This window comes from Pseudomonas rhizosphaerae, from assembly GCF_000761155.1.
In the GTDB taxonomy this organism is placed as follows: domain Bacteria; phylum Pseudomonadota; class Gammaproteobacteria; order Pseudomonadales; family Pseudomonadaceae; genus Aquipseudomonas; species Aquipseudomonas rhizosphaerae.
Genome location: NZ_CP009533.1, coordinates 50,046 through 70,883, shown reverse-complemented (window position 1 = coordinate 70,883; position 20,838 = coordinate 50,046). Strand labels below are relative to the sequence as shown.

At 58.6% G+C, this 20,838-nt stretch carries 19 protein-coding genes and 1 pseudogene; 6 read left to right on the top strand and 14 right to left on the bottom strand.

The annotated features are described in order from the left end of the window. The first annotated feature begins 82 nt into the window (after positions 1-82). The gene (locus tag LT40_RS00325; protein WP_043185056.1) at positions 83-676 is read left to right on the top strand and encodes a nitroreductase family protein; all 594 of its coding nucleotides are present in this window, start codon (positions 83-85) and stop codon (positions 674-676) included. A gap of 53 nt (positions 677-729) precedes the next feature. Here LT40_RS00325 and LT40_RS00320 read toward each other — a convergent pair whose 3' ends face one another. The 3 genes from LT40_RS00320 to rnd form a co-directional block, all read right to left on the bottom strand. Next, a complete protein-coding gene (locus LT40_RS00320) occupies positions 730-1,665 on the bottom strand; it encodes a D-2-hydroxyacid dehydrogenase (protein ID WP_043185054.1) in 936 nt (311 codons plus the stop codon). A 65-nt stretch (positions 1,666-1,730) separates the two neighbouring features. Then, on the bottom strand, positions 1,731-2,024 hold the full coding sequence (locus tag LT40_RS00315; protein WP_043185053.1) for a YcgL domain-containing protein: 294 nt from the start codon (positions 2,022-2,024) through the stop codon (positions 1,731-1,733). Then, the gene (rnd, locus tag LT40_RS00310; protein WP_043185051.1) at positions 2,021-3,154 is read right to left on the bottom strand and encodes a ribonuclease D; all 1,134 of its coding nucleotides are present in this window, start codon (positions 3,152-3,154) and stop codon (positions 2,021-2,023) included. The genes LT40_RS00315 and rnd overlap by 4 nt, the downstream gene beginning before the upstream one ends. Before the next feature lie 205 nt (positions 3,155-3,359). Here rnd and LT40_RS00305 point away from each other — a divergent pair, with 205 nt between their 5' ends. Then, positions 3,360-3,584: a DUF465 domain-containing protein gene (locus tag LT40_RS00305; RefSeq protein ID WP_043185049.1), complete on the top strand. Its 225-nt coding sequence runs from the start codon at positions 3,360-3,362 to the stop codon at positions 3,582-3,584. A gap of 57 nt (positions 3,585-3,641) precedes the next feature. On the opposite strand, the gene LT40_RS00300 is transcribed toward LT40_RS00305, so the two are convergent. The 3 genes from LT40_RS00300 to LT40_RS00290 form a co-directional block, all read right to left on the bottom strand. Beyond that, positions 3,642-4,250 (bottom strand): hypothetical protein, encoded by a 609-nt coding sequence (locus tag LT40_RS00300; protein WP_043185048.1) that lies wholly within the window; start codon positions 4,248-4,250, stop codon positions 3,642-3,644. A 56-nt stretch (positions 4,251-4,306) separates the two neighbouring features. Beyond that, positions 4,307-5,125, bottom strand: a complete 819-nt coding sequence (locus LT40_RS00295) for a hypothetical protein (protein ID WP_043185046.1) — start codon at positions 5,123-5,125, stop codon at positions 4,307-4,309. Positions 5,126-5,346: 221 nt separating this feature from the next. Continuing rightward, positions 5,347-5,745 carry a nuclear transport factor 2 family protein gene (locus tag LT40_RS00290; protein WP_043185044.1) on the bottom strand — a complete coding sequence of 133 codons (399 nt, stop codon included), beginning with the start codon at positions 5,743-5,745 and terminating at the stop codon, positions 5,347-5,349. Positions 5,746-5,930: 185 nt separating this feature from the next. Between LT40_RS00290 and LT40_RS00285 the strand changes: the two genes are divergently transcribed. Genes LT40_RS00285 through LT40_RS00270 form a run of 4 tightly spaced genes read left to right on the top strand, consistent with a single transcriptional unit; the run spans position 5,931 to position 11,706 of the window. Continuing rightward, positions 5,931-7,124, top strand: a complete 1,194-nt coding sequence (locus LT40_RS00285; protein ID WP_043185041.1) for an ABC transporter substrate-binding protein — start codon at positions 5,931-5,933, stop codon at positions 7,122-7,124. A 3-nt stretch (positions 7,125-7,127) separates the two neighbouring features. Continuing rightward, positions 7,128-7,997, top strand: a complete 870-nt coding sequence (locus LT40_RS00280; protein ID WP_043185038.1) for a branched-chain amino acid ABC transporter permease — start codon at positions 7,128-7,130, stop codon at positions 7,995-7,997. Then, entirely contained in the window at positions 7,994-10,486 is a 2,493-nt protein-coding gene (locus tag LT40_RS00275) for a branched-chain amino acid ABC transporter ATP-binding protein/permease (protein ID WP_043185035.1), read from the top strand. The genes LT40_RS00280 and LT40_RS00275 overlap by 4 nt, the downstream gene beginning before the upstream one ends. After that, positions 10,483-11,706 carry an amidohydrolase family protein gene (locus tag LT40_RS00270; RefSeq protein ID WP_043185033.1) on the top strand — a complete coding sequence of 408 codons (1,224 nt, stop codon included), beginning with the start codon at positions 10,483-10,485 and terminating at the stop codon, positions 11,704-11,706. The genes LT40_RS00275 and LT40_RS00270 overlap by 4 nt, the downstream gene beginning before the upstream one ends. A 21-nt stretch (positions 11,707-11,727) precedes the next feature. Here the strand turns inward: LT40_RS00270 and LT40_RS00265 are convergent, their stop codons facing one another. From LT40_RS00265 to LT40_RS00230, 8 genes and pseudogenes are all read right to left on the bottom strand, one after another. Continuing rightward, entirely contained in the window at positions 11,728-12,420 is a 693-nt protein-coding gene (locus LT40_RS00265) for a GntR family transcriptional regulator (RefSeq protein WP_043185031.1), read from the bottom strand. A 75-nt stretch (positions 12,421-12,495) separates the two neighbouring features. Then, on the bottom strand, positions 12,496-14,067 hold the full coding sequence (locus LT40_RS00260; protein ID WP_043185029.1) for a gamma-glutamyltransferase family protein: 1,572 nt from the start codon (positions 14,065-14,067) through the stop codon (positions 12,496-12,498). Positions 14,068-14,266: 199 nt separating this feature from the next. After that, complete coding sequence (locus LT40_RS00255; RefSeq protein WP_043185027.1) at positions 14,267-15,433, bottom strand: SMP-30/gluconolactonase/LRE family protein; 1,167 nt, start codon at positions 15,431-15,433, stop codon at positions 14,267-14,269. Between the two features lie 299 nt (positions 15,434-15,732). Then, positions 15,733-16,080: pseudogene (locus LT40_RS00250) on the bottom strand (GNAT family N-acetyltransferase); the annotation flags it as partial. Positions 16,081-16,277: 197 nt separating this feature from the next. Beyond that, a complete protein-coding gene (locus LT40_RS00245; RefSeq protein WP_043185026.1) occupies positions 16,278-17,162 on the bottom strand; it encodes a prephenate dehydrogenase dimerization domain-containing protein in 885 nt (294 codons plus the stop codon). A 4-nt stretch (positions 17,163-17,166) separates the two neighbouring features. Further along, on the bottom strand, positions 17,167-19,191 hold the full coding sequence (gene pabB / locus LT40_RS00240; protein ID WP_043185022.1) for an aminodeoxychorismate synthase component I: 2,025 nt from the start codon (positions 19,189-19,191) through the stop codon (positions 17,167-17,169). Between the two features lie 2 nt (positions 19,192-19,193). After that, the gene (locus LT40_RS00235) at positions 19,194-19,529 is read right to left on the bottom strand and encodes a chorismate mutase (RefSeq protein ID WP_043185018.1); all 336 of its coding nucleotides are present in this window, start codon (positions 19,527-19,529) and stop codon (positions 19,194-19,196) included. Positions 19,530-19,547: 18 nt separating this feature from the next. Further along, entirely contained in the window at positions 19,548-20,819 is a 1,272-nt protein-coding gene (locus tag LT40_RS00230) for an aminotransferase class I/II-fold pyridoxal phosphate-dependent enzyme (protein WP_052393155.1), read from the bottom strand. Positions 20,820-20,838 lie beyond the last annotated feature (19 nt).

Here is a 20,838-nt window from a genome sequence, read left to right as displayed (position 1 = left end):
CGGTAAGCTTCACTTGTCAGGCGCGATCGATTCGCAGTAGGTTTTGCCTCTGTCACCCATCACTCTCTTATTCAGGAATGCCATGAGCGCCAATCCCCGTATCGCCGACTATGCCATCCACGAGCAATTCATCAATCGTTGGTCGCCACGCGCGTTCGAACCGGTCGAGATCGAACAGGACACCCTGCTCAGCTTCTTCGAAGCCGCACGCTGGGCCGCCTCGGCCTACAATTCGCAACCTTGGCGCTTTCTCTACGCGCGTCGTGGCACGCCGAACTGGGAGCGTTACCTGGGCCTGCTCAATGAATTCAACCGCTCCTGGGCACAGCATTCGTCGGCGATCGTGATCATCGCCTCGAAAACCACCTTCACCGCGCCCGGCGCGACTGAAGAGTCGCCTGCACTGTGGCACACCTTCGACACCGGCTCGGCCTGGGCTCACCTGGCGCTGCAAGCCAGCATCAGCGGCTGGCACACCCATGGCATGGCCGGCTTCGACCAGGACAAGACCCGCGAAGAGCTGAAAGTCCCGGCTGAATACGCGCTGCACGCGGCCGTGGCCATCGGCAAGCTGGGCGACAAGGCTACCCTGGCCGAGTACCTGCAAGGCCGCGAGCTGCCCAGCCCGCGCCTGCCCCTGAGCCAGCTGGTTGCCGAAGGCGATTTCACGCTGTAAGCCGAAGGGTCGGCGCGCCATCCGCCGCCGACCTTTGCCTCAATCACCGTCACTCAATAGCCGCGAGCGAAATCCACTTCACCGCGCAGTGGCGTGCCGTCCTGCCACGCTTGCAGGTTCTCGACGAACAGCTCGACCATGGCCGCTGGCGAGGTCGGCGCTGCGCTGTGGCCGGTGAGCAGCAAGCCCCAGGCGGTCCAGAAGGGATGCCTGACCGGCAGCGGCTCCTGCCGACAGACGTCGATGACCGCACCGGCCAGGTGCCCTTCCTTGAGCGCTTCCACCAGATCGGCGTCCACCACCGCCACGCCGCGTCCGGCGTTGATGAACAGCGCCTCGGGCTTGAAACGCTTGAACATCGCCGCGTCGAACAGATCGTGGGTCTGTGGGGTGTCGGGCAGCAAGTTGATGACATAATCGGCCTGCTCCACCAGGCGACCGAGCTCAGCGAGCGGTGCCACTTCGGTGAAAGGCGCCAGCGTTCTTGCACTGCTCGCCACCCCATTGAGGGTGACACCGAAGGGTTGCAGGAACTTCGCCACCGCCTGGCCAATCTCGCCTACGCCGACAATCAGCACGCTACGCCCGGCGAGGCTACAGCCGGGACGCGGATCCCATTTGCGCTCGACCTGGCTGACCAGCCGTGCCAGCACTTCGCGCTCGTGGCCCAGCATGTAGGTCAGCATGTACTCGGCCATGACCTGACCGAAGATGCCCACGGCCCGGGTCAGACGATAGCTTTGAGGCAAACTGTCATTCAACAGGGGTTTTATGCCCGCCCAGGTCGACTGTGCCCATTGCGGCGTCGCGCCGGTGCGCAACAGGTTGACGAAAAGGTCCGGCTGGCCGAGCCACACCGGGCAATCTGCCGCCAACCGCGCCAGCTCGGCCGGATCGCCGCTGGTCTGTACATTCAAATGAGGAGCAGCTGCGCCGAGCAACTTGGCGTAAACGGCGTAATCGTGTTCGGCGATCAGAACGCGGGTCATTGCGAGGCCTTGGTCAAGACAGCTGGCCGACCCTGTATCAGCAGGGTGGCAGCGGATACGGGTGATCAGATGGGGTCGTTGCGGCGCAGCAGCTCTTCGGGAAGATGCTCGATGTACTCGTCTTCGGCGGGTGGCATCTGCAGATGGTAGCCCTGGGTATCCAGATGCTCCAGCACCTGATGGATGTCTTCCTGCGCCAGCGCGCGCTCCGGGCTGAGCACCAGGTCGAAAGCGTGCACAGGCTTGCCGAACACACCCAGAAGGCCTTCGGGCACGCGTTCCAGCGCATCGCTCTTGAGCACATAGAGGTACATCCCGCTCTTGCGCGGGCTGCGATAGATCGAGCAGATACGTTTCATGGCTGGTCTCCAGCGGTGGCCAGGCTGTCGAGCAAGGCCTGCCCCATGCGCTCGCGTCGCCATCCACGCAGCGAATCGGGCAATTGATAGGGGCCATCGGGGTAGCCGGTCTTGAGCAACGCTTCGAGGGTTTTCTTGCGCAGCATCAGCTCAGGCGCCATGTTCAGGCGCTCGGCCTCACGCTGGCCGATGGCGCGCAACTGCTTGAGCACCGCCGAGCTTTCAATGGGCAGAGGCTCGGGCAGCGCCGCCGGCCACTGCTCGGGCGGGACGCTGGCGCCGGTCTTGATCAACTCCAGAATCTGCTCGCCATCCTGGCGAACGGTGCGTGGATGCATGTCTTCGATCTTGGCCAGGGTCTGCAGGTTGTCCGGCTGCAGCTTGGCCAGCGGCCACAGCGACTGCTCACGCACGATGCGGTTGCGTGGCAGGTCGCGCGCACGCGCCTCTCGCTCGCGCCAGGCGCACAACTCGCGCATCACCGCCAATTGCGCGCGGGACAGCTTCCAGGCCAGCTTGGCGTCGCGGTACAACTCGTCCGGGTTCACTTCTCGGCGCAGCTGGGCAACCAATTCGGCGCCGTCTTCCAGCACCCACGCATACTTGTCTTCCGACAACTGCGGGCGCAGCTTTTCGAACACTTCGGCCAGGTGCACGGCATCTTCGGCGGCATAGCTGACCTGGGTCTCGGACAACGGGCGCTGCAGCCAGTCCGAACGGGTCTCGCCCTTGGGCAACTCGATGCCCAGCACTTCCTGCACCAGACGCGAGTAACCCATGGAGAACCCCAGGTTGAGGTACGCCGCCGCCAGTTGAGTGTCGAACAGCGGCGCCGGCAGGCTGCCGGTCAGCCGGAGCAACACTTCCAGATCTTCGCTGCAGGCGTGCAGCACCTTGATCACCGCAGGGTTTTCCAGCAACTGCGTCAGCGGTTGCCATTGGGTGATCGACAAAGGGTCGATCAGAAAGGCGCTGGCGCCGTCACCGATCTGCAACAGCCCGGCAATCGGGTAGAAGGTGTCGACCCGCATGAATTCGGTGTCGAGGGCGACGTACGGCAGGCGCTGCCAGTGGGCGCAATGCTCAGCTAGGCTGGCATCGTCGCGAATCCAGTGAATATCGATGGCCACAAGGCTCTCCCACGAAGAATGGCGCGCAGTATATATCGGCCCTGCTTCCACGGGGACATCCATCCATGCCTGCGGTCGTTAATCCGGAGAGCACCCAGTGCAGGCACACGCATTGAACGATCCGCCCCTTGCTGTGGGTCGAACCTAGGCATGGGGTCGTTTTCGATGGCCCGCCATTCTGTCCACCCTACCCAAAGGTGTCGAGATGCCGGTAAAGCACAATTTGTTCGCTGACCTGAAACTGAGCAAGGAAGAGGTCGAAAACCGCGCCAAGAGCGACGATCGACTCAGCCAGCTACTCACTGAATACCATGTCAGCGACGCCGACGTGGTCAAGGCCGAAGACCGCGCCGCGGCGGACGACGAGGTCAAGAAACTCAAGGAAAAACGCCTGCTGATCAAGGACAAGATCGTCCAGCAGTTGGGCTAGATTGACCATGGCAAGCGGCGCACGCGCGCCGCTTCCTGCCTCATTACCCGACGCGATTCACAGCGTCGACGATTCGCGCTTCAAATCCGCATGGCGAAACGGCTTGGTCGCCCCGGACAATGACGTGGCGACTTGATCGAGCCAATGCTCGGCAGTGAATTTAGGCGCAGTCCCCGCGAGCGTGATCAGCATCAGGCCCGACACCAGGGCAGTCGGCCCGAGACGCCGCAGGTTCCAACGCTCCAACACCAGAAGAAAAGCCAGCGAGGCACTCCCGCCAATCAGCGCGCCCATGACCGCCTCGGCCATCGGATGGATCACGTTGCCCACCAGCGTCGCCGCAAACCACACGCCAAAGCCCAGGCCCGCCAACGCCGCCGGCCAGCGCAGGTAAGGATGTATCTGTCGCGCCAGCACGCTGGCAAGCACCGGCACCATCAGACACGCATTCATCGCGTGGCCACTGAACACCGCAATGTTCAACGACGGCAAGCCGATGCCCCACCCCTTGAACAGAATCTTGCTGGCGCCTACCAGGGCGTAAGTGCACAGCACCGTGAGCAACCACATCGCACACGCGGCGCGAGCGCCGCTCAGCCACAACCAACCCGCAATCACCAGCGCGATGGGAAACATCACGGTGATAGCGCCGTACTCCAACAACATGCATCACTCCTTCACAATCGAACCCACTGCGCCGGGCGTTAAGCCCCGGCGCGATATCAAGGCGTCTTGTTGAGCGTTATACGCGAGATATCGTGGACCGCGATGTACTTCTTGGCATTCTTCGACACACGCACGCATCCGAACACCAAAACGTAGGCGCCGGCCAGGTCCTCGAGCTCATGGATGGGAAAGCGCTGGGTAAAATCATCGACCAGCGAACTGTCGACCACCACGCTCAGGTCCTGCCGCCCACCGGTGTTGAGCCACAGGCTCGGCGGCTGGTCGCCCGACTGCGCCGCATCGGAGATCAAGCCCCAATAACCGCGCATGCGCTCCAGCTCATCGACCTCGGCCTGGGCGAACGGCACGAAGAAATCGCGGACCTTGAACAGCCCGCTTTCCACTGAGATCAGTTGCTCGGAGCGGCGGAAGTCCTCACTCAGGATCAAGTTCTTCAACAACGTGCTAAGGCGACGATGACGGGTCTGCGTTCTTTGTGCGGCTTGCCCGCCACTCTGCCGACCTACGCCATAGGCAGCCCCTGCGCCCTCCTCCACTGCGTGATGATGCAGCGGCGCACCAAAGGCGAAGTCCACCTCGATGCGCTCGCCCCGGTTGACCACATCATCCTGATCCAGGGTGTCCCCTCGATTCGTCGCACTCTGCGGGCCGCCCATGTCGCAGAATTCGGCATGGGGCCGCGCACCGAAACACGAAGCCTGGCCACTGCGCGCCGCCTTGCGATAGAACCCCGGCCCCATGCAGCGCGGACACAACAGATTGCGCCGCATGACGCCAATGCACTTGGGGCTCAGCGCCTCGAATCCGGCGATGTCGTAAACGGTGTTGTTGATGGTGCACAAGGCGACGTCCATGCGGCTCTCCGGCTTGGGGGTTTGGTAAGGGGGATACGGGAGATTGGCAGGGGGTGGGGTGGGATGATAGGTGAAGGAGGGAATTTCAGATTTTTCTTACAGGGTTTCTGCTGCGCGTTTTTTTGGCAAAAGAACGGGTTAGCGAGCCGGAACGCAACGGCTCGCTTTGCACGCAGGTACGGGTGGCTGAAACCCGGGCCGGAAGTTTGCCAGGTCGTTTTTCAGGCCTTGGCAATTTCTGGCGTCAGCAGCCATTCGGCACTGTCATTCCAGACGTCCATACGGACTATCTTGCCATTACGCACCTCGAACCGATCCAGATAACGGTTGCCCGAGAAACTGCGGCCATCAGCCCATTCGCCATAAAGCGTTCCGTTTGAATACACCACGGTGTGATCGCCACGATCCATCCAGTCGAAATCACCCAGGGCCTTCTTGACCCACGCATAACGTGAACCGTTGAACGCAGTGATTGCCTGGGGATCGGGCATCACCCGTCCGCCGGTAAAGGTGATCTGCACATCCTCGCTCATGAACGTCGCGGCGCGGACCGGATCCGGGGCCATCGAGGCTTCGAGGAAACTGCTAACAATCTGTACGTCTTTGTTCATGTCGATCATCGTCATAACTCCTGAATCGTGGGAAGCCCGCTGATGGCGGATGCATCCGCTTGGTGCGAAACGCTTTATTTTGGCGCGCAGACTGCGGTATTTAGGGACATATCAGCCATTTTTGTGGATCTAACGACTGGCATCCTACTTGCTAGCAATAAATATGCAAATGCTAGCAATCAGGAGAGTAAACCATGGCCACCTGGCTTCCAAACCTGCAACGTCTGCTGTTCCCCGTGGCTGCGGCAGCCACGCTCAACCTGGCGATGATCCATGGCGCGCAAGCGGTCGAACCGCCGATCAAAGTCGGTTTGGTAGCCGCCCTTTCGGGCCAATCGGCCAAATCCGGGGAAGCCTTGACCCGCGGCCTGACCATGGCCATCAATGAGGTCAATGCCAGCGGCGGCGTGCTTGGCCGTCAGTTGGAGCTGGTGCGTCGAGATGATGAAAGCAACCCGTCCAAGGGGATGCTCGCCGCGCGCGAGCTGGTCCAGCGCGAGAAGGTCACCGTGCTGTTCGGCGGCCTGGACACGCCAGTTTCCCTGGCTATCGTTCCGCTGGCCAATCAGCTGAAAGTACCGTTCATGGGCATCTGGGCCGCGGGTACGAAAATCACCGAAAACGGTGCGACAGACAACTACGTGTTCCGGGTCTCTGCCGTCGATGAGCTGGTGGACGAGGCCCTGGTGCAATACGGGGTCGACAACGGCATGAAAAAGCCGGGCATGATCCTCATCAATAATCCCTGGGGCGAATCCAACGAGGCAGGTTTCAAACGCGCCTTGGAAAAACGCAGCCTGGCCAATGCCGGTGTCGAGCGCATTCAGGACAGCGATCTGGATGTGGTTCCGCAACTGACTCGCTTGAAAAACGCCGGTGCGGACACTCTGCTGATGGTGGGCAACGTGGGTCCTTCGGCTCAGGTGGTCAAATCCTTGGACCGCATGGGTTGGGACGTGCCTGTGGTTTCTCACTGGGGGCCGGCGGGTGGTCGTTTCGGCGAACTGGCGGGGCCGAATGCGTCCAAGGTCCATTTCATTCAGACCTACGTGTTCACGGAACACAACGGTGCCAAGGGCGATGCATTGCTGGCCGCATTGAAAACGGCCTACCCGCAGATCAAGACCGTGGCCGACGTCACCCCGGCAGTCGGCATCGCCAATGCGTACGACGCGCTGCATCTCGCCGCTCAAGCCATCGAAAAGGCCGGCACTACGCAAGGCCCCGCCGTGCGCGACGGTTTCTATGCGGTCACGGACTATGACGGCTTGATCAAGCACTACAAGCAGCCGTTCAGCCCATCCAAGCATGATGCCCTGGGCCCTGACGACTATATCTTCACCCATTTCGTCAACGACCAGATCGTGCCGCTCAAGCCTCAGGAGTAAGCGATGTTCACCGCCGCCGTTATCACCGGGCTCGGCCTGGGCAGCATGTACGCCTTGCTGGCATTGGGTTTTCACCTCACCTACGTCGTATCGCGCACCGTCAACTTTGCCCAGGGCAGCGCCATGATGGTCGGTGCGGTGCTCGGCTACCTGTTTTGCATCAATTGGGGCTGGCCACTGTGGCTGGGCGTGCCACTGACACTGATCCTCTGTGCCGTGTATGGCTTGGCGATCGAGCGCTACCTGGTGCGGCCCTTCCACAGCCGTGGTTCGCAGGCCTGGCTGATGGCAACGGTGGCGGGCGGGATTCTGGTGGACAATCTTGCGCTGTTTACCTTCGGCAAGGAACCTCGGCAGTTCGAGAGCCACTTGGTGAACCTGAATGTCGAGCTGTTCGGCAGCCACATCAGCGCCCTGCAGTTGTTGATTCCACTGGCAGGCGCGGCCGTCGCCCTGGCGCTGTATCTGGTGCGGCGTTACACCCGACTGGGCAAGGTACTGGAAGCCTGCGTGCAAAATCCGCGCGCCGCGATGCTGATGGGCATCAACGTCAATCGTGTGGTCGCCATCGCCTTTGCGTTGTCGACCGTCTTCGCGGCGGTGGCGGGCCTGTTGATTGCGCCACTGTTCAGCGTCAATGCGGAAATGGGCATGTTGTTCGGATTGAAAGCCTTTGCGGTGGCGATTCTCGGAGGCATCGGCAGCGCGGGCGGTGTGTTCGCCGCCGGATTGCTGTTCGGCTTGGCTGAGGCGTTGATCACCCTGTACTTCGGCTCTGCATTCACCCAGATATTCACGTTTGCGCTGGTCATTCTGGCGCTGGCGATTCGTCCTAACGGCCTGTTCGGCAGCCGGGTATTGGTGAAAGTATGAACAACCTCAAAACCCTGGTCGCCCCAGCGTTCATCGCCTTGCTCGCTGTGGTCTGCGGCGTCATGGCGTTCACGCTCGACAGCTATTCGTTACTGGTTTTCACCCTCTGCGCCCTGGCGGCGGTGGTCGGCGTCGGCCTCAATATCCTGATCGGCCTGAGCGGACAGATTTCCTTCGGGCATATCGCGTTCTACGCGATAGGCGCCTATGTATCGGCACTCTTGAGCATGGCCGGATGGACGCTGTGGCTGGCCCTGCCAATGGCCGGTGCGGTGGCGGGTCTGATTGGCGCGCTGCTGGCGATTCCCGCGCTTCGGGTCAGCGGCCCTTACCTGGCGATGATCACCATCGCCTTTGCGTTCGTGGTGCATCACGGCTTGATCGAATGGCGGGACGTGACCGGAGGCTCCAACGGCTTGATGGGTATCCCGCTACCGGAGTTCGCCGGCCTGGATCCGGCGATCCTGCTCGCCCTGCTGGCCGGCGCGCTGATGATCGGCGCGCTGCTGTTCTATCGGCGCCTGAGCCAGAGCGGCTGGGGCAAGGCCATGCGTGCGGTGAAAACCTCGGAAATCGCGGCACGCTCGCTGGGCTTCAATCCGGTGATCAGCAAGACCCTGGCGTTCGCATTGTCCGCAGCGCTGACCGGGCTGGCAGGCGGTTTGCTCGCGCCATTGCTGATGTTCATCAACCCGGAATCCTTTCCCTTCTCCCAATCCATCCTGTTCGTTCTGGCCGTGATCGTGGGCGGCAGTGGCATGCTGTTCGGGCCGCTGATCGGCGCAGTGTTGATCGTGCTGGTACCGGAACTGCTCTCGGATTTCGCCGAATACCGGCTGCTGATCTTCTCCCTGCTCCTGCTCATCGTATTGTGGATCGCGCCCAACGGACTGCTGGGTGCCCTTGCGCGACGCCTGATCAAACCGATGCGCTTGCTGCCGCCGACGTCCATCGATCAAGCACGCATGGCCGCGCATCTGCGCAGCCGGGGCCCGTCCTCAGGGTTGCGGGTTTCCGATATCGGCATTCGCTTCGGTGGTGTGCAGGCCGCGCAACACGTCAGCCTGCAGGCACCCGCTGGCAGTATCACCAGCATCATCGGCCCCAACGGCGCGGGCAAAACCACCGTTCTGAATATGATCAGCGGATTCTACGCACCGGACAGCGGCCAGATCGAATTGCAGCAACCGCTGGCCGGCCTACCGGCCTGGAAAACCGCCAGGGCCGGCATCGCTCGTACTTACCAGACCACCTTGCTGTTCGGCGAAATGTCCGTACTCGACAACCTGTTGGTGGCGATGCAGAAGGGACGCCTGGGCCTGCCATTCAGCCGCGCCCTGGAAACACAACGCAGCCTGGCGCTGGATCTGCTGGCATTGGTGGGCTACCGCGGCGAGGTGAATATTCCCGCCGAAGATTTGCCTCACGTAGACCGTCGCCTGGTGGAAATAGCCCGGGCGCTGGCGACCGCACCGGCGGTATTGCTGCTGGATGAACCTGCGGCGGGCCTCAGTCGTCGCGACACCGACGACCTGGCGACACTGCTGCGCAAGCTGGCGGACTTCGGCCTCACGGTCATTCTGGTCGAGCACGACATGACGCTGGTCATGTCGGTGTCCGAGCATTTACTGGTGCTTGACGCTGGCAAGCCGATCGCCTCGGGACCGCCGTCTGAAATCCGCCAGAATCCGCAAGTGATCGCGGCCTATCTGGGCGGCACCGACTATCAGGCCACCGCGCGTGCCCAACCCTGGGCCGGTAGCCGCGATGCGCGCCTGTACGTCAAGGATCTGGTCATTGATTACGGCGCGTCCGCCGTGGTCAACAAGGTCAATCTGCTGGTCAATCCCGGCGAGCTGGTGGCCATTCTCGGCGCGAACGGCGCTGGCAAATCGAGCATTCTGCAATGCCTGGCCGGCCTGCATCGCGCCAGCAGCGGCAGCATCCTGCTCGACAACGAAAATATCGAGCAGACCAGCGCCAGCCTGATTGCCGCGCAGGGCCTGGCGCTGGTGCCCGAAGGCCGTCAGGTCTTTCCTTACCTGAGCGTGCGCGACAATTTGCTACTGGGCGGTTACTCACGCCGCGAAGCCTTCGATACCGAGGCTGAAATCGAGGCCATCCTCAAGCGCTTCCCTCGCCTGCGCGATCGCATCGACAACCCGGCCGGCCTGCTGTCCGGTGGTGAACAGCAAATGGTTGCCGTGGGTCGCGGCCTGATGGCGAAGCCGAAAATCCTGTTGCTCGACGAACCCTCCCTGGGCCTGTCGCCCGCCATGATCGGCGAGCTCTACGACGCGCTGGCTGCCCTGCGTGACGAGGGCGTGACCATTCTGCTGGTGGACCAGATGGCCAACCTGGCGCTGCAGGTGGCTGATCGTGCGTATGTGCTGGAAACCGGGACCATCGTGAAAACCGGCAGCGCCGCTCAATTGCGCGAAGACAAAGACTTGGCTGCGGCCTACCTGGGCGAAGGTGTCAGTGCATGAAGGCGATGAAGATCATCAATGTGCGGCTTGGCGCCGATAACCACCTGACCGAACTGCAGGTCGAAAACGGCTATTTCGTCGAAGCCTTGAGCGCTGACGCAGGCCCGTGGGAAACCCTCGATTTGCGGGGCCAGCTCGTGATGCCCGGCCTGATCGAAACCCACATTCACCTGGACAAAGCCTGCATCATGCAGCGATGCCATCTACAGGAAGGCACGTTGGCGGAAGCGGTGGCCCAAACCCGAGCGGCCAAGGCCGGATTTACCGAAGATGATGTGTATCGGCGCGGCGCGCAGGTGCTGGACAAGGCCATCGTGCAAGGCACCACGCACATGCGCACCCATGTGGAGCTGGATCCACAGATCGGCTTGACCGGCTTCCATGCCATTCGCCGTTTGCAGGCCGACTATGCATGGGCAATAACCTTGGAACTGTGTGTGTTTCCGCAGGAAGGAATGCTCAACAACCCAGGGACCGAGGCCCTGTTGTGCCAGGCGCTGGAAAGCGGTGCAACGGTCCTGGGTGGGTGTCCGTACATGGACAGCGACCCGCTGGGGCAGATCCAGCGGCTGTTCGAACTGGCCACACGCTACGACTGCGACCTGGACCTGCATCTGGATTTCGATTTGAACCCCGAAGGCCTGACCGTCATGGAAGTCGCGCGCTGCACTCGGCTGCATGGGTGGGGCGGACGTGTGACCATCGGCCATGTGACCAAGCTGTCCGCCTTGCCCCAGGAATCACTGACGGTGCTCGCACTGGAGCTGGCCGAAGCGGGCGTTCAGGTGACCTGCCTGCCCAGCACCGACCTGTTCCTGATGGGTCGCGACGTGTTCCACAACAAACCTCGGGGGCTGGCACCGCTGGCGCATCTGCACGCCTGCGGCGTGACGTGTTCGGTGTCCACCAACAATGTCGGCAACCCCTTTACGCCCTATGGCGATGCCTCGCTGGTGCGTCAGGCCAATCTGTTCGCCAACGTCAGCCAGATGGGTACGGTGCCGCAGCTGCTGCAATGCCTGGCTTGGGTATCCAGCGAATCGGCACGCCTGCTCAGGCTGAAAGATTACGGCCTGCTACCGGGCTGCCGCGCCGACTTCATCGTCTTCGACGCGCCGTCGCCAGCAGCAGTGATTGCCGAGATAAGCGCCCCGGTGATGGGCTTCAAGGGTGGCAGGCAAACATTCAGTCGACCGGTCGGCACGTTGCTGAGGCCATGATTGAACGGGCAAGCCTGCTCGTCAGCCATTCAGCGCCTGCTTGAGGTTGAACTCCTCCAAGGCTCGCTCTTCCAGGGCCAACTGCCCTTCAAGTTCGTCCAGGTGTTCCAGCATGACCCGTACGGCCCCTGCGTTATCGCCCTGCTCTAGCGCGGTGATGATCTGCTGATGTTCGTCCGACGCGCATGAAGGCACATCGTTACGCTGGTAAAGCGCCACGATCAATGAGCTGCGCACCATCAGATTGCCCAGAATATCGCTGAGCACGACGTTTCCACTGATTTCGCCGAGCATGAGATGGAATTCGCTCAGCTCGCGAACGATGGCGCGTCGATCGGTATCGCTGGTGGCTTTGCGCTCGTTGTTCATATGGCTGGCAATGCGCTGGCGGTGCTTACGCATCACGGCCGGGGTAATGGCCTCGACGATCGCCCGTTCGATGGCGCGACGGGCGCTGAAGATATCCCGCGCCTCCTTGGCTGTGGGCTGGGCCACCATGGCGCCCCGATTGGCTTCGATGGTCACTACTTTCTGCATCGCCAACCGCTGCAGGGCGACTTGCACATGGTTGCGGTTGGCCTGCAGGGTTTCGACGATGTGGGCTTCGACCAACCGAGTGCCGGGCGGCAGGCGATGGTGGGCAATAGCCTTGAACAGCGCATCGACGATACGCTGCACCTCAAGCTGTTTGGCAGTGACGGTACTCAACCCCATCGTTTCCTCTGTTGTCTAGAAAGCCTCATGCCTATACACGAGATGGCTAGTATCCGGCAAATACCCGTTCAACCTTTAGTCTGCCTGACCAAGTGCCGTACCCTCGCCTCGCGGATCATGCATGGCACTGCGCCGCCCCTGGGCATCAATGGCGATGATACCGGCATGGCCCGTCATCGGGCTCTGCGCCGGTATGATTTCCACCCCATGACCCAGCGCCGCCAGGCCTTCGATGCTCGCGGCGCTCATGTCGCCTTCGAGTTTGAGGTTGTCGGTGCTGTCGAAAAAACTGCGGCCCAGCAAAAAGCGGGGGAAGCCCAAGGCCTGATCGATAGGCTGCTGATAGTCGATGAGCTGCGTCGCCAGGACCATCTGCGTCTGCGGTTGACCATCGCCTCCCTGAGTGCCGAAGAACCAGCGGCGGCCATCGTCGGCCAGGTAACAGGATGGGTTGAGCGTGTGCGCGGGACGCTTGCCGGGGGCCCAGCCATTGACGTGTTCGGGGCTGGCGTTGAAACCCGCAGCACGGTTCTGCCACAGCACCCCGGTGTCGCCCAGAATACAGCCCGAGCCGAAGTCGTGAAACAGGCTCTGGATGAGGCAGGCCGTCCGGCCCTGGGCATCGGTTGCAGCCATCCAGACCGTATCGGCAGGACGTCCCGGCTCGTTCCACGGCGCTGCACGCTGGTCGTCGATGGCATCGGCATACCCTTGAACGTGCCGTTCATCGAGACTGGCGGCGAAATCCCACGCGGTGCTCAGCGGATCGCACAACTGCGCGTTACGGCGCAGTAGACCTTGCTTGATGGCTTCGACCAGGTAGTGGTAGTACAGCGCGCTGCCATTGCCGACCTGCGCGAGTGGTTTGTGCTGCAGCGCGGCCATGGCTTGCAGGGTGTAAAGACCCTGGCACGGCGGTGCGACGTTGTAGAGTCGGCCCTGCCGGTAAGGCACCGAAACAGGGGCCACCAGCGGTGCACGCGTGGCCGCCAGATCGGCCTGGGTCAAGCCACAACCGAGCCGATCGAACGCCGCCCCGAACGCGTGAGCCAACTCGCCCTGATAGAAATCCTCGACCCCGTACCTGGCCAGATGCCGCAGGGTGTTGGCAAGCGCCGGCTGGCGCAGCGTATCGCCTGCGCGCAACCATCGCCCATCGGTTTTGCAGACACCGTGCAGGTCCGGCAACTGCTCGATGAGTGGCTGCCGCAGTGTCTGCCAAAACAGCTGGGACTGTGAAACGGGCGTGCCCGCCTCCGCAACGCTCGCGGCGTCCTGCAACAGGTCGGCCCAACCCAAACGGGAGCCCCACTCCTGCCTGCTGATAGTCGCCGCCGTCTGCCAACTCGCCAGCGCACCCGCCGTGGTGGCGACCGACGATGGACCTCTCAAACCGATGACTCCGCCGTCGGGCAACCGCTGCCCGGCCTGCCCGATCCCCACGATGGTGCGGACCTTGGTGTCGTGGATCATCCAGAGGGCATCCCCGCCCAGGCCAGTCATGTGCGGGAAGACCACGGCAAGCATGGCACTGGCTGCCAGCATGGCATCAATGGCCATGCCACCCGCATCGAGGATCTGCATCCCTGCGGCACTGGCTTGGGCGTGAGGCGTGCAGATCACGGCGTGAGAAGAGGTAGCGATCATGATTCGAGGCCCTGACTTTGCTAGCTATCTATGAATTTATTGTTAGCAGAGCAATAAGTGTGCCGCGCTTTTTCCGGGTGGCTGGAGGCTCGAGTTGGGCAAACGGCAGTGGGCTGAATCAATGGCGGCGAAGAGGATCTTCAGGCTTTCAGACAGTGTTTCTTATCGGCGGAGGACACGATCTGCGCCCCCGCTCCGGTCATTGCGCGGCGTCGAACTGCGGGGTGGCCTCGATAGGCGCCTTTACCAACAGATACGGCGGCTGCCGGGTGTCCAACCCCTTGCCCATCCGGCTCCACTGCCCCAACGTCACGTACACCGAATCGGCGGTCACGAATACGCCGTCCGGCCACACCAGTCGCGGGTCGCGCACGACCACGTCGAGGCGGCCATCCGGCCAGCGGCGCAGCACCTGATGATGCTCGGCATCGGTCATGTACAGACGGCCCTGAGCGTCCATGTCCATCCCGTCGACCATCACCTTCTCGCCTTCATCCTTGATCTGGGCAGCCAGTTGTCGATCATCGAGGCCGAAGTCGGAAAGTGCCGCGGTCGGCAGACTCCACAGGTGTCGGCTGGTGAGCGGCGAGTAGAACAGACGCGAACTATCGGGCGTCAGCGCCAGACCATCGACGCCACCGTGAGGGAATGCGGTGTTCTTGCCGTCGTAGCGCATGGGCACACCGTCGAGCTGAGTGACGAAATCCTTCTGCGCCACGATGGAAGGATGACCGGCAAGCACACGACGCTGTTTCCCCGTGGCCAGATCCACCACCACCAAAGCCGGGTCGTCGCCGAAGGATGAGTCGGCGACATAAGCGGTGCCTTGGCTGCCGTGGGTCAGATCGATGCGCAGGTCATTCATGTGGCTGTCCTGACGCAGGGCATCCTTAAGCTCGATGGACGTCACGATGCTGTTGCTGCTCAGGTCGATACCCACCACCTTCGCCGCCCCCGCCGGAATGCCCGGCTTGCCGGCGCGCTTGCCATCGTCGATCAACCAGAGGCGCCCACGCTTGTCCAAGGTCATGCCATGCAGGGAGACAAGACGCTTGGCGTCAGATAGCCCAGAAGGCAGGCTCACATCGGCGGAGGGATAGGGAACCAGCTTGCCGTCGACCAACTCGCCCAGCGTCATGCCGGCGTGATCATCGGCATGACGCGGAAAGCCGACAAAGGTGCGCCCTTCCAGAGTAACCACAATGCCCGACGGCCCTGGGCCGCTGAACGCCGCCACCTCCTGGATCGAACCAATGGGAACCACGCTGCGATCAATGGTCTCGGCCTGGCCTGCATTCGCTGTCAAAGCCAAAATCGCGGCCGCCAGTGCGGTGATCGAGACTCGCTTCAATGGGTTTTTGGTCATCCTTTCCGGGCTCCTGCGGGATGAGATGGACTGGTCTGCACTGAGTTCTGAAACCGGTTTCAGAGGTGTGCTAAAAAAAACCTGTCGGGGTGTCGGATGGAACGGACGGGCGACAGGTTCATGGGTATTGAAGGGAGTTAGGGTGGGAAAGTTCCAAGGGATGGCAACGTGTGGTTGGGAATGGCCTGCACCACGGTTGACAAATAACTGAAATTTACCCCGAAAACTAAGAAGTGATTCTTCAGAAAACTACGATCACATCATTCGATGCCCCAATTCCTGAACATTAAGCAAACCAGTCACAGTCGCTTTACCATAGGAACACACGCCAGCTGAAGCCCCGAAGGAGAACGGTAAATCGCAGGCTTCTGAATAACAAAGCCGTAACGTCGGTAAAAGCCAGCCGCATTCAAAGTAGCATCAAGCTTGACTTCTTCCAAGCCCAAATCCCGTGCCAGACATTCGAGGTGATACAGGATTTTCCCACCAGTGCCTCTTTGTCTAAAGCTAAGATGCACAAAGATCGCGCCTATTCCGCCTTTTGCAAGGTCAAGCATTCCTGTAGCCACAGGCTTTCCCTTTATACAGCCCAGATAGAAGTGCTTTTCCATCAGTGTGTAATATCCATCCTCGGCCCCACCGGTCGTCTAGGTCAACAGCAGCATTTCGGTGACGAAATAATACCGTGGACGGCTGGAACATTAGCGCAACTGACACTTTCGCGACCTATTTGATAGTATCTGAGCTACTATCAAGTATCATATGAAAGGACTACTACCTCAAGTTGCCCTTTAGGCTAGCAGCAAGACATTATGGCATTTATAGAGCCATATTTACTGATAAGTCAACTGGTGATCCGATTACGACTAAGAACATCGAAAAACTGCGCGCTAGCGTCAGTGTAGATCTGGAGATGCTTACCCAGATACTTTCGCACTTCACACAACTCATCGGAAAAATGGTCACTGCTATTTTCTAGACTTAAATTAGTGAGCAGCGCTAGGCTTGAAATCATCCGATCACGCTGCTGCTGAGCACCAGGGTTATTTTTTTGGATATCCCAATACGTCTCAGGCGAATTGCGGAGAACCCTAGCAACCATACTCAACATAGCTTTCATAGGCGGAGGGGACAGAGCGTTCAATGTTTCTATGTCAAATCCTGATCGCTGCAGTGCTAAAGCAAAGGCTAGAATCGCAGCATGAGGCAGGCTTTGGCATACAGCCATTAGTGCGTCATGCTCAGCAGGCGCCACCTTGGCAACCTCCATTTCATTGTGCGAAAGTATTGTCTCAAGCAACTCTCCTGCCTTGCTCTGACGGTACTCGCACACCGCTACACTCCGACCACGGCAGTCAAGATCTGGGGAGAACATAAAATTTACTCCTACTGAAACTACGCTTGGAAATAACACCGCGGTCTTCGCATGAAATGCCTCTTGAATTGAGCAGGTATTTATGATGACTTCGACTGGAGAATGTTTTCGGGAAAGACTTTCGAGTGTTGCGATCGCCAAGTCCTCAGCCAATGCAAAAACAATTGTGGTGTTTTCCTGCAATATATCCGATCTATGTTCAACCACGTCCAGCGCGCTCAGCAGGTAGTGGCGATACTGCGGCGGTGGCGCTACAAGATCGACTATAGTTATAGCGCGGGTGTGAGGCTCTAAAATCTTAGCCATGAATTGCCCCACCCTTCCCGCGCCGCCCAATATCAAAACATTATTCAAGTTTTTACTCCTGCCCTGTGATGCTATAGAAAGGCACACTCGCCTTGACTAACGTTTCCTCCATTTCGTCGCAAGGAACAGAGTCTGCGACGATAGCACCACCAATCCCAAAGCAAGCAATTCCATCCTTAATCACCGCGGTCCGAATGACAATGCTTAGATCCGTATAACCGTCCAGTCCTATCCAACCCAGAGCTCCAGAGTAGATACCTCTCGCGGACGTCTCAAGCTGGTCGATAATCTCCATGGTACGGAGCTTTGGCGCGCCCGTCATTGAACCACCTGGAAAACATGCTTTGATTGCTGCGAAGGGTGTAACCCCCATGCGCAGCCTCCCCTCTACAGTGGAAACCAGTTGATGAACGGAGGAGTAGCTCATGATATCGAAGGCCTGGGGAACCCTGACGGAGCCAGGCACGCAAACGCTATTTAAATCGTGGCGCACAAGGTCAACGATCATCAGATTTTCTGCGCGATCTTTAGCCGAGGAAGCAAGGCTTTGTTTTTGCATGGCGTCTGTCTCGGGCGTTTGACCTCTAGGCCGAGTCCCCTTAATAGGTCTTGAGGTAATACGGCCAGAAGGCTGAATGGTGAGAAACGTCTCAGGTGATGCGCTCAAAATCCAGAACGCGCCGGTATTAATGTAAGCGCCATATGGAACCGGACTGATACGCCGCATTCGTAAATAACAGCTGATGGGAGACACTTTACACTTAACCTGGGCTCGATTGGTAAGACAGATCTCATATGACTCTCCATTGATTATTTGCTGAAGACACTCATTAACCTTTGCCATATACGCGACTGAACTATCTGCCAATGAAAGCTTAGATTCTTCAACGGGCCCTGGTGAGTACTTTAACTTATTCAACGGGGTCGTTGGATTAGAAGCAAGCACTACAGGATCTCGTCCCCATAGATGGCATGAGTAAGAAACTTCTTCAGCATGATCAATCACAAGAATATTCTGAGGAAGATAGAATATGGCATCTGGCAATTCCGACTCATGTGAGTTGCTTGTACCGACCAAAGCTTTTAGTTCATAGCCGAGGTAGCCAACCAGCCCGCCTTTGAAAGGAAAAGGAAGTTGGCGTGGCGTTTCGACCGTAAGCAAATTGGTAAACTTCTCCATCAAGCTGAAGAAATCACCTGTGACTGTCGTGGATCCTGCAGGGCCATGGATGGATAGAACTCTGTTTTTGACATCATAACTGAAAATCAAAGCACAATCAGCACCACAGTTACCCATCAACGAGTAGTGCGATTGCGAGTTACTAGATAATTCACAGTCAAGCCAAAACACCGGTTTATTGTCAGGAAAATTAGCGGTAAAAAGCTCCGCACAAGATACTCTCTGCGCTAGACGCTCGAAAGTGACGAACAAGTGCGCAGGGCCGCCAACCTTCTGAATTGCGGCTTGAACGGTACTTCCTTCGGAGTCCTCACAGTCTATGGCATATGTTTTTGCCATCTGAACAAAGTTTCTAAATATCTTAATACCATATTCTGATTCAATTGACTCGGGGTGAAACTGCACTCCCCAGATCGGCAGATCACGATGGGCAATCCCCATCACTAACCCACATGCTGAACTTGCCGTGACCTCAAGACAGGATGGTATATCAGTGCAGACCAATGAATGATATCGAACTGCTTCAAAGTACTGGGGAACACCTTCAAAGAGGTCTGTGCCCGAGTGGCTAATACGCGCTCGGTAACCATGTACAGGCTTCGGCGCATGATCAACCGTTCCGCCATAGAAGCAATTGATTCCCTGATGACCAAGACATACGCCTAGTATCGGTAATTTGCTGCGAGCCAATACTTGACGGCAGATGCCGAAATCCGCTTCGCGTGCTGGATGCCCTGGCCCCGGAGATAGAACTACTGCATCGTATTTATCAAGTTCTAGGCACTCAAACGTAACAGTATTGGGCAAGACCGTTGGGTGCTCACCAGAGGCTTCATAAAGGTATTGAGCAATATTGTTGGTGAAGGAATCAAAATTATCCACGATCAAAATTTTCACAGTCAACCCTCCTTTTTTGAATTCGAAATCGCGTCCATTAAGCGCCGTTCCTCTTCACAAGTCTCCTCAATAATGATGTTAAAGATTTCCGCTAGATACTCAGGCCTAAGTTGCCGCGAAGGAGCTAGCAATTTCATCTGATCCAAAGTTGATGTCACGCGCTGCGGCTGCATCATGGCGATATTATTAGCACACTTGACCCTCGCGACCCCCCGACAGATTTCCATCCTCTTCGCCAAAAGATCCACAAGTATATGGTTTAGCTGGTCAATCTGCTCGCGGTAAGGTGAAAGTACCAGACTGGCGCTTAATAGATCTGTATCGCTATCTGTGGACATGGGAACTCCTTACCCTATTCAAAGCTCAGCGTGGTAAAGTTGACTAGTGATTTGATGGGCCAAAGCATCTATCTGACTTGGGGTGTGAAGCGACGAAAAAGCGAACCTCAGCATTGCCTTACCGGTTTCAACAATTGGATAGAAGACCGGAAATACCACAAGACCAGCATCCCGCAAGTTGCTAGCTGCGGTAACGCCCTGTTTTTCAGTGTGGAACAACGCACCACGAATAGGCGCAGGTAGAGAAGCGTTCATTAATTTTTGTTCCATTTGTCCATCGAAACGACGAACGTTTGCCCACAACGCATTCTGTAACTCAACTATATCCGAGGAGAGGTGGAGCCGAGCTGAAGCGACATTGGCAGCCAAAAGTGGTACCGAGACGGTGTGTCCGAATACTAGCGGATTAGCTAGAGCGCGTAGCTGCGCCGAGTTATAATCTGCGTTTAGAACTATGAAACCACCTGCGCCGCCAAATGCCTTGCTCAGCGAGCCAGCAATCAGCGTATTTGGACGTAGGCAGTACCCGAGTGCTTCGAACGCATAACCTGCACCATGACGCCCCGTGATGGAGATGCCATGTGCGTCATCGACATAAAGGTAACCCCCAGCGGTTGCCAGAAGATCGCTGAGCTCATTCACCGGGAGCAACCCTGACATGGAGCCCACTCCATCAATAAGCAGGACAGGCGTAATGTGATCTCTGACACACGTTGCCAACGCTGTCTTCAACCCTGTTAGATCTCGAGTATCCACACGATCGACGTCTCCGAACTGAGACATTACCCCGCGGAGGATCTGCATCGACGCATGAGCTGTGCGATCAACTAGCCACTTAACGGCGCGCTTTGTGGGATAGCCTTCCATCCTTCCACTACCCAAGAGAGGCAGGACACCAAGATGCACATTACTTGTTGAGGTGAAGACAGTAATGCTGCAGCCTCCATAGATATCACTTAGCAATTGCTCAAGCTCTCGCAGATATGAAGGGCTCATCGCGCTCCGACTGGCAGATAGATGAACTCCTATGCGCTCTAAAGCCGATTGAGCTGCTCCGACTAATGCCGGGTGGCTTTCCAATCCAAGATACGAACATGATATGAATTCGGTACAGCTGGTCCCATCTGCCAACATGAGTACTTTTCCCTTGCGGGAAACTACTTCAAAGGCTGTAACGCCTGTTCCAGAAGCCGTGGTCGTTACGTCACTTGTACGTCGCTCTCGAATGTTCATCCAGGTATCTCTACGAACATTAGTATTACTCTTTGAATCTCCTGTAATTTTTTTCATGCTCTAACTCCAACGGTGA

Bases quoted from the DNA above. Each gene is read 5' to 3' on its own strand.
- LT40_RS00320 (WP_043185054.1), bottom strand. From the start codon at position 1,665: ATGACCCGCGTTCTGATCGCCGAACACGATTACGCCGTTTACGCCAAG.
- LT40_RS00270 (WP_043185033.1), top strand. From the start codon at position 10,483: ATGAAGGCGATGAAGATCATCAATGTGCGGCTTGGCGCCGATAACCAC.
- LT40_RS00255 (WP_043185027.1), bottom strand. From the start codon at position 15,433: ATGACCAAAAACCCATTGAAGCGAGTCTCGATCACCGCACTGGCGGCC.
- LT40_RS00325 (WP_043185056.1), top strand. From the start codon at position 83: ATGAGCGCCAATCCCCGTATCGCCGACTATGCCATCCACGAGCAATTC.
- LT40_RS00260 (WP_043185029.1), bottom strand. From the start codon at position 14,067: ATGATCGCTACCTCTTCTCACGCCGTGATCTGCACGCCTCACGCCCAA.
- LT40_RS00285 (WP_043185041.1), top strand. From the start codon at position 5,931: ATGGCCACCTGGCTTCCAAACCTGCAACGTCTGCTGTTCCCCGTGGCT.
- LT40_RS00235 (WP_043185018.1), bottom strand. From the start codon at position 19,529: ATGTCCACAGATAGCGATACAGATCTATTAAGCGCCAGTCTGGTACTT.
- LT40_RS00280 (WP_043185038.1), top strand. From the start codon at position 7,128: ATGTTCACCGCCGCCGTTATCACCGGGCTCGGCCTGGGCAGCATGTAC.
- LT40_RS00230 (WP_052393155.1), bottom strand. From the start codon at position 20,819: ATGAAAAAAATTACAGGAGATTCAAAGAGTAATACTAATGTTCGTAGA.
- LT40_RS00275 (WP_043185035.1), top strand. From the start codon at position 7,994: ATGAACAACCTCAAAACCCTGGTCGCCCCAGCGTTCATCGCCTTGCTC.
- LT40_RS00305 (WP_043185049.1), top strand. From the start codon at position 3,360: ATGCCGGTAAAGCACAATTTGTTCGCTGACCTGAAACTGAGCAAGGAA.
- LT40_RS00265 (WP_043185031.1), bottom strand. From the start codon at position 12,420: ATGGGGTTGAGTACCGTCACTGCCAAACAGCTTGAGGTGCAGCGTATC.
- LT40_RS00315 (WP_043185053.1), bottom strand. From the start codon at position 2,024: ATGAAACGTATCTGCTCGATCTATCGCAGCCCGCGCAAGAGCGGGATG.
- LT40_RS00290 (WP_043185044.1), bottom strand. From the start codon at position 5,745: ATGATCGACATGAACAAAGACGTACAGATTGTTAGCAGTTTCCTCGAA.
- LT40_RS00300 (WP_043185048.1), bottom strand. From the start codon at position 4,250: ATGTTGTTGGAGTACGGCGCTATCACCGTGATGTTTCCCATCGCGCTG.
- LT40_RS00295 (WP_043185046.1), bottom strand. From the start codon at position 5,125: ATGGACGTCGCCTTGTGCACCATCAACAACACCGTTTACGACATCGCC.